Below are 12569 nucleotides of genomic sequence, written 5' to 3'. Positions count from 1 at the left end.
CGAAGTTTATGACCGATTCGATGACTTACCCTCCTTTTTAGCAATTATCATCTTGTCGTGATCATGTTTAATAACCATAGGCATTAGGCCATTATGAATCGCAGTTTTGGCTAATGCATGGCTTGCTGTCGGGTTTATAAATAAGGTCACCACAAGAATAATCAGCAGTTTTATCAAAACTAAACTGTTTGGGCTCTGCAATATTAAACCTAGTAAAATCATCGCGGCAGCAAGTGTATCTGTGACTCCAACCGCATGTATTCGAGTATAAAAGTCAGGAAACCTTAGAATGCCAACGCCCCCTGATATACATAAAAAACTCCCAATAAATAAAAAAATAGCACTGATAAAGCTAAAGATAGTCATCGCATCAAACGTCATTTTTGCCTCCTTTATCTGAAGGCTTGATGTCAAAATCTTTCAACTTAAAGCTATCTGAATAACGTAATATTGCTATTACGCTGATAAAATTAATCAGGACATACACTATTGCAATATCGAGAAATTCTGGACGCCCCATTACAAAACCGAGTAAAGACAGTAGGAGTACCGTTTTGGTGCCGAACATATTGACAGCCAGAATTCGGTCATAAAGTGTTGGCCCTAAAATCGCTCGAATGATCGCTAAAATCATAACGACAAGAATGGCAAGTGTAGCCGCAATTAACATTTGCTTTCCAAATGGCAAACTCGTCGATCCATTTCACCGGTGTTTAACACTTCCACATTGCGTTGAAATAAAGCATGAACAATAAGACAATCGCCAACTAAATCGACTGTCACTGTTCCTGGAGTCATGGTAATGGAGTTTGCATAAATTACTTTTCCAACATCAGTGACTTGGCTCGATTTAATTGTTGCTAAAACAGGTGAAATTGAAGCGTTCCCTAACCAGATACTTTTGACTACAGTAATATTAGCTATAACCAACTCTTTGAAAAGCCATAAAAAATAGCCAAAGATCTTAAGTGAAAGATGTATTGGCTGAGACTCATGGTCAACCACATCCATTCTGTGTGCTATATATAGAACACAAGTAATAGACACTGCTCCAAGAAGCAGCATTAAAATAGAACTGTGACCCGACATTAACCCCCAAAAAGCAGTTAACGTCAGAAATAAACTGAGTGTATGTCTCATAAGAACAGCCTGTACTAAAACTTATTAATGTCACCTTTCTACGCTAATTAGCGCCAGTAAAGTCGTTTACAATAGCTTGTAGAATCCCTGCTATTCTCACCTAAATCATATTGAGGGGACATTTAGATGCAATTGACAACCCCAAAGCCATGTTCTTTAATTACATTAATACTAGCTGATAATCCGGATGGCTCTCTGATTTTCAAACTTATATTTATGACTAAACGCTCTGTCGTTTAAAGAGTTTCTTGACTTAACGTATAAACAGCCACTTGCGTTTTATGACTTAGATTTTTAATAGCAATCAAAGAATATGGGTGAAAGAGGAGTTTGAATCATGAAAAAGCACGTTTTGGTGATAACAAATATCAAAAGTGATGATTTACTTCCCCTAGAGAAAGCTCGAGATATTATTCACCCCTTTGATGCTTCGGTGGAGGTCATTAAGTTTCTTCACAGCACAGACCAATTAGATACTTCTATAGAACAGCTTAAAGACTCACTCAATTCTACAGTGGATAAGGTTTTTGATGATGCTTCAGAAATCACTAGCCAAGTCATTTATAGTGATAACATTGCCGACTGGGTCGTTAATCGTTGCCAACAGACTTCTGTCGATCTTGTTATCAAAACTGGACACCGAAGTGAATCATTGTTTCATACCCCATGCGACTGGCAGTTAATTCGACACCTACCTTGCCCAATACTCATCGCTTCTCATGTAAAGTGGAAAAGTAAAGCCAATATTTTGCTAACTGTCGATTTGTCTGAAAACAAAATAATGCACCAAGAACTTAACAGCCTAACGCTGAATTGGGGAAAAGTTTGGTCGCAAGTGACCCATACAGAGCTACATGCCATGTACAGTATCCCTGTTGCTAACTCATTATTAGAGCTTGGTATCGTAGATAAATATACTGTCAAGCAAGACAATGCCGCCGCTGTTCAACAAAAAATGAACAGTTTATTAAATCAGTTTGAGTTGGATTCAGTGACTAGTCATATTATAGCTGGTCCCCCCGTTAGAACCATTCCACATGTTGCGAATGAACTACACTCTGATTTAGTGGTTATGGGGACAATTGGCCGCGAAGGCGTGAGCGGTTTTTTGTTGGGCAATACCGCAGAAAAAGTCCTACATCATTTACGAACCGATTGCTTGATTATAGGCCCTCCTCAAGTAAGCACTTAAGCTAAAGTAATAGGCCTGCTGTATTTAATGCAGCCATAGCACGACTGATGACCTCTTCTTGAGAACCATCAATATTCACTACCATCACTTTTGATTCCAATTGTGGATCTTCTAAGGTATTGAACTGACTGGTGACCATGCTCTCTTTCATAAAATGGCCCTTTCGCTGACGCATTCTATCTAAGATCAACGCCATATCACCGTGTAAATGCACAAAATAGACATTTTGATTGCCATCACGAATGATATCGCGATAATTTTTCTTCAGCGCAGAGCAGACGATAATCCCGACTTCGTTCTTAGTTTCTATGCTGTATGCAGCATCTCTTATCCTTTCCAGCCAAGGGCCTCTATCCTGATCATTTAACGGCTCACCCTTCGCCATCTTGATGATATTTTTCTTAGGATGCAGATCGTCACCATCGATAAACTTTGCAGCTATCATCTCAGCAATCTGACTTCCCACAGTGCTTTTTCCGCAACCACAAACACCCATAACGATAATACTTTTACCAAGCATATAACTTCCTCTACCTTCAGAGTGACCCAAGACGACATTTTGCTATTCAGATTAAAAATAGTACTTTACACAAGTAGTGTTACGGGTAACATGTTACCCGTAACCAAGAGATTTGTGAACTAAAACACAAACAAACTTACCCCTTACACGAGATAGGTATCATTATGAACCTGATGGCTCAAACAGCAGATCCAACATTTCTACTTAGTGTCGCGGTGCTAGCTATCGCTGCTCTGCTCATCTTAATCATTAAATTAAAAATCCATGCTTTTGTTTCTCTTACCCTAGTGAGCTTCGCTACCGCCATCGTCACCGGCGTATCATCTCAAGACGTTGTGCCGACTATGATGAGTGGGTTCGGCGGCACCTTGGCATCAGTAGCCTTGCTCGTTGGCCTCGGCGCCATGATAGGCAAGATATTGGAAGTGACGGGCGGCGCTAAGGTATTGGCCGATAAGCTGGTTGGACGTTTTGGTGAGAAGAACGCGCCACTCGCCTTAGGTATTGCATCCTTGCTGTTTGGCTTTCCCATCTTCTTCGACGCAGGCCTCATTGTGATGATGCCCATCATCTTGAGTGTCGCTGCTCGTTTTGGTGGTTCACCGCTTAAATATGCATTGCCATCAGCTGGGGCATTTGCCGTTATGCATGGATTCGTGCCCCCTCACCCGGGCCCGGTTGCTGCAGCAGACTTATTAGGCGCTAACATAGGCTTGCTGCTATTTGTGGGTATAAGTGTCTCGATACCAACCTGGTATATCGGCGCTTATCTGTTTGGCCAATATGCCGGCAAGAAGTTTAATATTCCTCTGTCTAAAGCCTTCTTCAACACAGACACCATCATAGATGAGTCAAGACTGCCAAAATTCTCGACTGTAATAAGTATCTTGCTGCTACCGCTCATGCTGATATTTATGGATACCGGCCTTAATACACTCGCTGTGGCCGGCATGCTAGATAGCTCATCGCCCTTAGTTGAATTTCTAAGAATGTTAGGTAAAACCCCGATAGCCTTAATGATCACCTTGCTAGTCTGTCTTATCATCTTCGCCAAAGATTTCGGCATGGCGAAACTGGAAAAACTCTGTGGTGATTCATTAGCCCCTATCTGCGCGGTTATTCTGGTCACTGGTGCTGGCGGTATGTTTGGCGGCGTGCTCCGCGCGAGCGGTATTGGCGATGCACTGGCTGGTGTCCTCTCCGATACAGGCATGCCTGTAATTCTGGCGGCCTTCGTTATCGCCACTTGTCTTCGCGTCGCTCAAGGCTCAGCAACGGTGGCCCTGACTACGACAGCGGCATTGATAGCTCCCGTCGTAGCTGCGACCTCTGGTTTGTCTGAGCTTGATCTGTGTTTCATCGTTATCGCTATCGCAGGCGGCGCCACCGTATTGTCACATTTCAATGACTCGGGCTTCTGGCTGGTATCACGCCTTATGGAGATGGATGAAAAAACCACCCTTAAAACCTGGACTGTGATGGAAACCCTTTTGGGCACGATTGCCTTTATCATAGTGGCCCTGCTTAGCATGCTACTTTAACGCTCTAGCCGCTTGTAACTGTTGCGTGATCAATTCAGCTAATTAATTCAGTAATCAACTCACGTATCAATGGATTTAAACACGGATGTTTAAATCCAAAAATATCCACCCAAATACCTCCTATTCACCATGCCATAGAGTCTTTAGCTGCAATCCACTGACTCATACATTAGCTAATGCCACTTGCCATTAATATTTAGTCCGCACAATTGAGTAAAAAGCATTGTAATGACAGTCAATTTGGCTTTATATGGATTAAATAACGTTAGCTAAAATTCCTTTGTATACCGAGATTGATAAATGAAAAATATTATCTGTGATATCGATGGTGTTCTACTGCACAACAATGAGCTTATTCCTGGTAGTGACAAATTCATACACCGGGTGCTCGAGCAAGGTAACCCTTTGGTTATCTTGACCAACTATCCAGTCCAAACCGGTAAAGATCTGCAAAACAGACTCGGCGCGGCGGGGATAAATGTGCCAGAGGAGTGCTTTTATACCTCTGCCATGGCAACCGCTGATTTTTTAAAGCATCAAACAGGAAGTAAGGCCTATGTGATAGGTGAAGGCGCCCTGACCCACGAACTCTATAAAGCTGGTTTTACCATCACTGATATCAACCCTGACTTTGTTATCGTTGGCGAAACGCGCTCTTATAACTGGGAGATGATCCACAAGGCGGCCCGTTTCGTCGCCGAAGGTGCCCGCTTTATCGCTACTAACCCAGATACCCATGGTCCGGCACATAGCCCAGCTTGTGGTGCCTTGTGCGCGCCAATCGAGCGAATTAGCGGCCGTATGCCTTTTTACGTGGGCAAACCAAGCTCCTGGATCATTCGCTCGGCACTTAACCATATTGATGGTCACTCGGACAATACAGTGATCATCGGCGATAACATGAAGACCGATATACTGGCAGGTTTTCAGGCTGGTCTGGAGACGATTCTGGTCACCAGCGGGGTCAGCCAACTTCACGATGTTGACAAAGAGCCCTTCCGCCCTAACCATGTGTTTGCCTGCGCCGGAGATATCGACATCGTTTAATATGGTCATTTAGCAATCAACTACGGCACATAGCAATATTAAGAAACACATTTACACTTAGGAAACCAATAGCCTGCTTGTCAAAGCGGGCTATTTTCCTTCATGATGTCAGCGCAAGATCGATTTTTACACTCACCAATAACAATAATAATAGGACATTCAATGCGATTACTGCCTCCGGTATGTGCGCTTGCACTGCTTAGTGCCTGTAGCCAACACCCAACTGACACCCAAACCTCCACATCATCAGAAGTTAAGCCAGCAGTTAACACAGCGGCAAACAGCCCAGTTAAGTTCGATGAAGCTCGCTTTAGGCAAGATATCAAAACCTTATCTTCCGATGAGTTTGAAGGCCGCGCGCCAACCACCAAAGGGGAAACTCTCACCCTTAACTACTTGACCCAAGCCTTTAAAGAAATGGGACTTGTAGGAGCCAATCATGGTGATTACCTGCAAGCTGTGCCCATGGTGACCTATACGGCTTCAGAGCAACAAGTTATCAGCTTTGCAGATCTTACACTTGAACACAGAAAAGATATCGTTCTAGGCAGCCGTCATGACAATGGCGGCGTCGATATTGCTAGCGCGCCGTTGGTATTCGTTGGCTACGGCATCAATGCACCTGAATACGAATGGAACGACTACCAAGATCTGGATATGCATGGAAAAATTGCGGTGATCTTGGTCAATGACCCAGGATTTGCTCTACCGGACTCAGGTAAGTTTAACGGTAAAGCCATGACTTACTACGGTCGCTGGGACTATAAGTTCAGCGAGGCAAGTAAACAGGGTGCCCTAGGTGCCATCATTATCCACGAAACTGCCGCGGCATCTTACCCCTGGTCCGTGGTAGAAAACAGCTGGACAGGCCCTCAACAAGATTTGGTGGTTGATAAAACTGAGCTAGATAAGCATGTACAAGTTGAAGGCTGGATCACCCAAGATATTGCAACCAAGGTATTTGAAAAGTCAGGCCTGAATTTATCAGAGCTTGTCCAACGAGCAGCCAGCGGCCCGATGAATGTCCCTCTTAAACAAACGGCCAATATTCAATTCGCCAATACGGCCAGCTATGCCAACAGTTATAATGTTGTCGCCACCCTTCCGGGCAATAAACGGCCCGATGAGCAGGTATTGTTTACTGCCCACTGGGATCATATCGGCAAGGATGAGAGCAAAGACGGCGATCAAATTTATAATGGTGCACTTGATAATGCTTCTGGCACCGCAGGCATACTCGAAATAGCCCGTCAGTTTGCCAAGCAATCTAAAGATGGACAGCCTCTTTCTCGCTCGGTCACTTTCATCGCCACCACAGGTGAAGAGCAAGGCTTACTGGGTTCACGTTTCTATGCTGCCAACCCCATTTATCCTATCGATAAATCCGTGGCCGTATTCAACTTAGACAGTACCAACATATACGGCCGTACCTTGGATTACACTATCGTCGGCAAAGGCAAGTCTGAATTAGAAAACTACCTGATAGACGCATTAACATCACAAAATCGCGTGGCTAAGGCCGAAAGTCGACCGGAATCAGGTGGATTTTTCCGCTCAGATCATTTCAGTTTCGCCAAGCTCGGCATTCCGGCTGTATTCGCCGGCGGCGGCAGTGAGCCAGTCGATGAGGCCACGGCACAATACAAGGTGAAGATGAAGGAGACCATGAAGGGCTGTTACCACAATACCTGTGATGAATACCGGGAAGATTGGGATCTTAGCGGCGCCCTACAAGACTTGGCTATTTATTACAGTGCAGCTGAAACCTTGGCCAACAGCCAAGACTGGCCTGGATACTTTGCTGGCACTGAGTTTCACTCTCTTCGAAGTGCAAACACTCAAGCCGTGAGTGAATAACCTAGATTAACCTGAAATTGGTCTTCAAATTGATGATTATCTTAATCACTCTAGTTGATGGTCTTTATTCATGATCTGCTGAATATGGCTCCCGCTGCTTGGGAGCCATATTATTACTCAGCTCAATGCCAGTTTCAGTCAAGCCTTAACGAGGAAAAAATCAGCAATTAACGGTAATAGTGCTTTTAATGACATTAAGCAATTTCCACTGATAAAAAATCAATTTCCACCACCCACCACATAGTGAAAACGAATTATCGTTAACAAAAACCAATATTTGTTAGATAAAACTCATTTCAATTACCATTTAAATATGTAGATCTACCAACAAACCGCACTTTTACTCATGTTTTATCAATTTAGGGTTTGGCAAAAGCATCAATTACTGGCACAGTAATACCAATTGAGATTTACACCGATTTGCAGGAGCTAGAATATGTGTTCAATTTTTGCCATTTTAGATATTAAGTCAGACGCAACACAGCTGCGACAGGTCGCACTGGAAATGTCGAAGTTGATGCGCCACCGTGGACCGGATTGGTCAGGGATCTACAGCTGCGACAAAGCCATTTTAGCTCATGAGCGCCTCGCCATTGTCGATATAGATAACGGTGCTCAACCTTTGCTAAGCAGCGATGGAAACATTATTCTTGCGGTCAACGGTGAGATCTACAACCACAAAGAACTCAAGGCCGAGCTCGGTGATAAATACGCTTACCAGACTAACTCTGACTGTGAAGTAATTTTATCCCTCTATCAAGAGTATGGTGTCGACTTTCTCGATAAACTAAACGGCATATTCGCCTTCGTGCTCTACGATAAGTCTAAAGACTTGTATTTGGTTGGCCGTGACCATATGGGGATCATTCCCCTCTACACAGGTTTAGACGCCGAAGGTAACTTCTACATCGCATCAGAAATGAAAGCCTTGATGCCCGTCTGTAAGACTGTGAATGTATTTAAGCCCGGTCAATACCTATGTAACAAAGCAACCGACACAGAAGACGGTTATGTGACTTATTATCAGCGTGATTGGCGCGAGTTTGCAGCGGTACAAGATAACCCAGCCAGTATCGATGAGATTAGAGATGCACTGGAAGCCGCGGTTAAACGCCAGCTTATGTCTGATGTACCTTATGGTGTGCTGCTATCGGGAGGTCTTGACTCATCGGTTATCTCGGCTATCACTCAAACTTATGCTAAACGTCGTATCGAAGATGATGGCGAGAGCAATGCGTGGTGGCCGCAGCTTCACTCTTTTGCCGTTGGCCTCGAAGGTGCCCCCGACTTAATAGCGGCGAAAAAAGTCGCCGATGCCATAGGAACAATCCACCACGAGATCACCTTTACCTTCCAGGACGGTATCGATGCGATTAAAGATGTGATTTATCATCTTGAAACCTATGATGTCACTACCATTCGCGCTGCAACACCTATGTATCTCATGGCGAGAAAAATTAAAGCCATGGGCATAAAAATGGTGTTATCGGGTGAAGGCGCCGATGAGCTGTTCGGTGGTTACTTATATTTCCATAAGGCGCCGAATGCACAAGCTTTCCATGAAGAGCTAGTACGTAAACTGGACAAGCTCTTCATGTTCGATTGTCTACGAGCCAACAAGGCCATGGCAGCATGGGGACTCGAAGCGCGTGTGCCCTTCCTTGATAAAGAATTTATGGATGTGGCGATGCGCATCAATCCAGAAGCTAAGATGTCAAAAGATGGCCGTATCGAGAAGCATATTCTGCGTCAGGCATTCGAACACAAGTTACCCAAAGAAGTCGCATGGCGTCAGAAAGAACAGTTCAGTGATGGTGTTGGCTACTCATGGATCGATGGCTTAAAGGAGCTGGCAGCAGAGAAAGTCGATGACCTTCAGCTGGCCAATGCCAAGTTTAGGTTCCCTTATAACACGCCTGATACCAAAGAAGGTTACTACTACCGTTGTTTCTTCGAAGAGCAGTTTCCGTTAGAGTCGGCAGCAGAGACAGTACCGGGTGGTAAATCTGTGGCTTGTTCAACGCCAGAAGCGCTAGCCTGGGATGAAAGCCTACAAGGCATTATCGACCCATCGGGACGGGCTGTACAATCGGTGCACGATAGCGCTTATTGATCTATAGATGATTAGCTAAAGTGGGTCATGTAATTTTTTATCATGCCGTGAATGACAATTCACGGCATTTTTATATGCGTTCTTACCCTTAATTCCACTCAGGATATGCGTTGATAAACCCTTTTACTTCCCTGAAAATCTAACACTAGGTACTCGAAAACGCTTAATACCACTCCAAATGTTCGTTGGTAAACGTCTCAATTTCTTTGATAAATAACCCATTTTCATAGGCAGCCTCGACAGTAGTCGAGAGCATATCAGGCTCGATAACCAGCTGATGCTTACGGCTGAAACCAAAATAGACGATACGTTGCGGCTTAAATCGATAAGGGTGAACCTTAAACAGATTATCAAACTGAGTAAAATCCCGCCTGATACTCGGTAAGATCATCTCAGGTACAATTAAGAGCTCGAAGCGTTCTTTAGCCAGCATAGCAATCGCAGTCTTGATATCATTGACCACGATCTTACGTAACTCGGGATCTTGATCGAATCGGTCAAAATAGTGGGTATGGCGGGACACTGCTATCGTATGATTGGCTAACTGCTCATAATACTCAATATTAATATCGGGATCACGGCTGATAAACACATAATGGCTGTCTTCACGATAAGGAAGAAAGCTGGCATAGGCTTGTCTTTTTGGCTTTAAAATCAAACCGGCGACGACGTCCACCTGACCGACTTTCAACATGCGAAGGCATCTGGCAAAATTTGGGCTAGTCTTAATCACTAAATCATGTTTGATGAGTTTAGCCAACAAATTCAAGGCCACCAGACTTTCCCCCATGATCCCATCATCGGTTATGATCTGAAACGGAGGATAGTGGTCGATGCAGGCTCGCATAGCAGGAGCCGCCCACACAGGTAAGCCGAACATCAGAATAAAGCACAGCCAACTTCGCATTTAGCTTACTTCCAGTTAGCAATTCACAGTATTAGTATAAGCACGATTCATGCAGTAGGACGGTTTCTGATGCTTAACTTGGTGCCAATGCCTTGAAATAATGTTGACTGTCGATATCGAGGATCTCTATGGTCACACTATTCACGTCTGAAGTGAGTGCCACAATGTTGGCATATATCCGTTCCAGCAACACGGTTTTCTGCTCGTTGCTGCGATCAGGCATAATGGATAAACGAATATGAATGAAATTATCGTCAGGTTCAGTACCCATCAAAAAATCATCACATCTGTGAGCGCGGATCTTAATTGCCTTTGATTCAAACAAGCCAGAATCTATCGCGCCCTGATGAGTCTCTTTGACTAACTTAGGAATATCTATCAACTCGGCTAGAGGCGCCGAATATTCAATCACACAGTGGGGCATAAATATTTCTCGAAAATGAGGGATACGTTACATACGAAACTATTCTGACCAGATGGCAAACTCGTTACCACTGGGATCTTTAAAATGAAAACGTCGTCCACCTGGAAATGAGAATATAGCCTTAGATATTTCTCCACCAGCGCCTTCGATTCTCGCCATAGAAGCTTCAAGCTGAGCAGAATATAGCACCACTAATGGCGTTCCCTTAGCCAAGTCGAAAATCTGTTCAGACAGGAAAAATCCCCCAGCGATACCGGCATTAGTGAAACAGGTATATTCAGGACCGTAATCGACAAATTCCCAATCAAACACCTGGCCAAAAAATTGTTTAGTGGCCGAGATATCCTTAACTGGCATTTCGATATAATTAATTGAATGATGAGCAGTCATAATGGCTTCCTTTTCCTAGCATTACACTGTTAATAAACTAGCAGAATGATGCTGATTGATATCACTATAAAAACAGGGAACCAATTCGTTCCCTGTTTCAATATTTAAAAGGTTTCAACTCTAGACGGATAGATTAGGCTTGTATCAGCGCCGCAACTAATCCGATGATGCCTCCAAAGACCCCCCCCCAGACCACCAGCCAACCTAAGTGCTCACGAATCATCTCTTGAATGATCTCCTTCACCAATTCAGGGGTCAATTCGTTTAATCTTTGGCTGACAATCTCATTGATCTTCGTTTTCATATCGGCCAAAACATCGGGCTGCTCGAGCTCATTCTTAAGCAAGGTATAAAACTCCTCACTCTGTGAAATCTCAACCAAAGACGCCTTCATTTTGTCGATAAACGGCTCTTTTAACGGGGTGATGGCTTCTGTACCACCAAACATGGCAAGCATTCCACCTAAAGATGACTGCTCAACAGTGGTCACCAGGGCATCAAATGCCGGCGTCATGTCGACTTTCTCGATGACGGGCTGCAGATTTATATGAGATTCACTGCCACCTTGATCCGACAAGAAGCGATCGATATTTTCATCGGTAAAAAACTGCTTCATCATCAAATGTGAGATACCCGCTTTGAATTCTTCGAAGCGAGACGGAATAACGCCAGAGCCGTACAAGCCTGGGATCTTTTCAAATAACATATGGACGGCTAGCCAATTTGTCAGCGCACCAGAGAGAGCGAACAAGCCTATGCTCAAGACGATAGCCGATGAAAAATAATAACCTGATGCCAGCAAGAGGGCCGCGATTAGATTTGTGATCACACTCTTATTCAATCTGTTGCTCCAAAATTAAAACAGCTACAAAACTCCTTATAATATCATAGCTAGCTGAGCTTTCAGTAATTATGGCGTGACATTGTTTCTGGCATGGCGACAAATAACAGGACAAATGCCTGACGTGCTGTCAGGCAAATTTTATGACTTTAAACTTGAGTCTCAAATAGCGCCAGTGAGTCAATAGACACAAAACCATTGCCTTCAATCTTTTCTCGGCGAACCGCCAACACTTGAGTCTCATCGGCAAGCTCTTTGGCTTTCTTTACCAGTTCGGTGCCTATGCCTCTTTTTCTATAGGGTTCAGCCACAAAAAGATCGTCAAAATACCAGAGTGGTTTGAGTAAAACTGATGAAAATGAGGGGTAAAGTTGAATAAATCCAACGGGGATGTCCACCAGAAAGGCAATGAATATTACAGAATCATTTTCTTGTAATCGGCTTTCGATAAACTCTTTACAGTCAGCTAAACGAGAGTCTTGACCTAAGCTTTTCCTATACTCGTCAAATAATGGTGTTAACGAGCGTAGATCTTCATCAGTGGCGATTCTAATGTGCATTTTCATTCCTTGAAATAATGTCGATGTCAATGACGTA

The 12569-nt window shown here is 43.9% G+C and carries 14 protein-coding genes; 5 read left to right on the top strand and 9 right to left on the bottom strand.

The window, feature by feature from the left end:
- Window positions 1–6: 6 nt before the first annotated feature.
- From mnhG to sps_RS02390, 3 genes are read right to left on the bottom strand one after another with little or no spacing between them, the layout of a single operon-like run.
- On the bottom strand, window positions 7–381 hold the full coding sequence (mnhG, locus tag sps_RS02400) for a monovalent cation/H(+) antiporter subunit G (protein ID WP_237157975.1): 375 nt from the start codon (window positions 379–381) through the stop codon (window positions 7–9).
- A complete protein-coding gene (locus sps_RS02395; protein WP_077751013.1) occupies window positions 371–670 on the bottom strand; it encodes an MrpF/PhaF family protein in 300 nt (99 codons plus the stop codon). Before sps_RS02395 ends, mnhG begins: the two co-directional genes overlap by 11 nt.
- Window positions 664–1140, bottom strand: coding sequence for a Na+/H+ antiporter subunit E (locus sps_RS02390; RefSeq protein ID WP_077751012.1), 477 nt, complete (start codon window positions 1138–1140; stop codon window positions 664–666). The genes sps_RS02395 and sps_RS02390 overlap by 7 nt, the downstream gene beginning before the upstream one ends.
- Before the next feature lie 337 nt (window positions 1141–1477).
- On the opposite strand from sps_RS02390, the gene sps_RS02385 reads away from it, so the two are divergent.
- A complete protein-coding gene (locus tag sps_RS02385) occupies window positions 1478–2332 on the top strand; it encodes a universal stress protein (RefSeq protein WP_077751011.1) in 855 nt (284 codons plus the stop codon).
- Window position 2333: 1 nt separating this feature from the next.
- Here sps_RS02385 and sps_RS02380 read toward each other — a convergent pair whose 3' ends face one another.
- On the bottom strand, window positions 2334–2852 hold the full coding sequence (locus sps_RS02380; protein ID WP_077751010.1) for a gluconokinase: 519 nt from the start codon (window positions 2850–2852) through the stop codon (window positions 2334–2336).
- A 164-nt stretch (window positions 2853–3016) separates the two neighbouring features.
- Between sps_RS02380 and sps_RS02375 the strand changes: the two genes are divergently transcribed.
- The 4 genes from sps_RS02375 to asnB all read left to right on the top strand — a co-directional run bounded on the left by sps_RS02375 (window position 3017) and on the right by asnB (window position 9410).
- Window positions 3017–4393 carry a GntP family permease gene (locus sps_RS02375; RefSeq protein WP_077751009.1) on the top strand — a complete coding sequence of 459 codons (1377 nt, stop codon included), beginning with the start codon at window positions 3017–3019 and terminating at the stop codon, window positions 4391–4393.
- A 300-nt stretch (window positions 4394–4693) separates the two neighbouring features.
- Window positions 4694–5440 (top strand): HAD-IIA family hydrolase, encoded by a 747-nt coding sequence (locus sps_RS02370; RefSeq protein ID WP_077751008.1) that lies wholly within the window; start codon window positions 4694–4696, stop codon window positions 5438–5440.
- Window positions 5441–5602: 162 nt separating this feature from the next.
- Window positions 5603–7297, top strand: coding sequence for a M28 family metallopeptidase (locus sps_RS02365; protein ID WP_077751007.1), 1695 nt, complete (start codon window positions 5603–5605; stop codon window positions 7295–7297).
- Between the two features lie 436 nt (window positions 7298–7733).
- Window positions 7734–9410: an asparagine synthase B gene (gene asnB / locus sps_RS02360; protein WP_077751006.1), complete on the top strand. Its 1677-nt coding sequence runs from the start codon at window positions 7734–7736 to the stop codon at window positions 9408–9410.
- A gap of 163 nt (window positions 9411–9573) precedes the next feature.
- Here asnB and sps_RS02355 read toward each other — a convergent pair whose 3' ends face one another.
- The 5 genes from sps_RS02355 to sps_RS02335 form a co-directional block, all read right to left on the bottom strand.
- Window positions 9574–10317: a substrate-binding periplasmic protein gene (locus tag sps_RS02355; protein WP_077751005.1), complete on the bottom strand. Its 744-nt coding sequence runs from the start codon at window positions 10315–10317 to the stop codon at window positions 9574–9576.
- 73 nt (window positions 10318–10390) lie between these two features.
- Window positions 10391–10741, bottom strand: a complete 351-nt coding sequence (locus sps_RS02350) for a 5-carboxymethyl-2-hydroxymuconate Delta-isomerase (RefSeq protein WP_077751004.1) — start codon at window positions 10739–10741, stop codon at window positions 10391–10393.
- 39 nt (window positions 10742–10780) lie between these two features.
- Window positions 10781–11131 (bottom strand): VOC family protein, encoded by a 351-nt coding sequence (locus sps_RS02345; protein ID WP_077751003.1) that lies wholly within the window; start codon window positions 11129–11131, stop codon window positions 10781–10783.
- 133 nt (window positions 11132–11264) lie between these two features.
- The gene (locus sps_RS02340; protein ID WP_077751002.1) at window positions 11265–11972 is read right to left on the bottom strand and encodes a DUF445 domain-containing protein; all 708 of its coding nucleotides are present in this window, start codon (window positions 11970–11972) and stop codon (window positions 11265–11267) included.
- Between the two features lie 149 nt (window positions 11973–12121).
- On the bottom strand, window positions 12122–12532 hold the full coding sequence (locus tag sps_RS02335; RefSeq protein WP_077751001.1) for a GNAT family N-acetyltransferase: 411 nt from the start codon (window positions 12530–12532) through the stop codon (window positions 12122–12124).
- Between the last annotated feature and the right edge of the window lie 37 nt (window positions 12533–12569).

It is taken from the genome of Shewanella psychrophila, assembly GCF_002005305.1.
Taxonomy (GTDB): Bacteria; Pseudomonadota; Gammaproteobacteria; order Enterobacterales; family Shewanellaceae; genus Shewanella; species Shewanella psychrophila.
The sequence above is the reverse complement of the archived record's forward strand: the minus strand, read 5'-3'. Positions and strand labels throughout refer to the sequence as shown.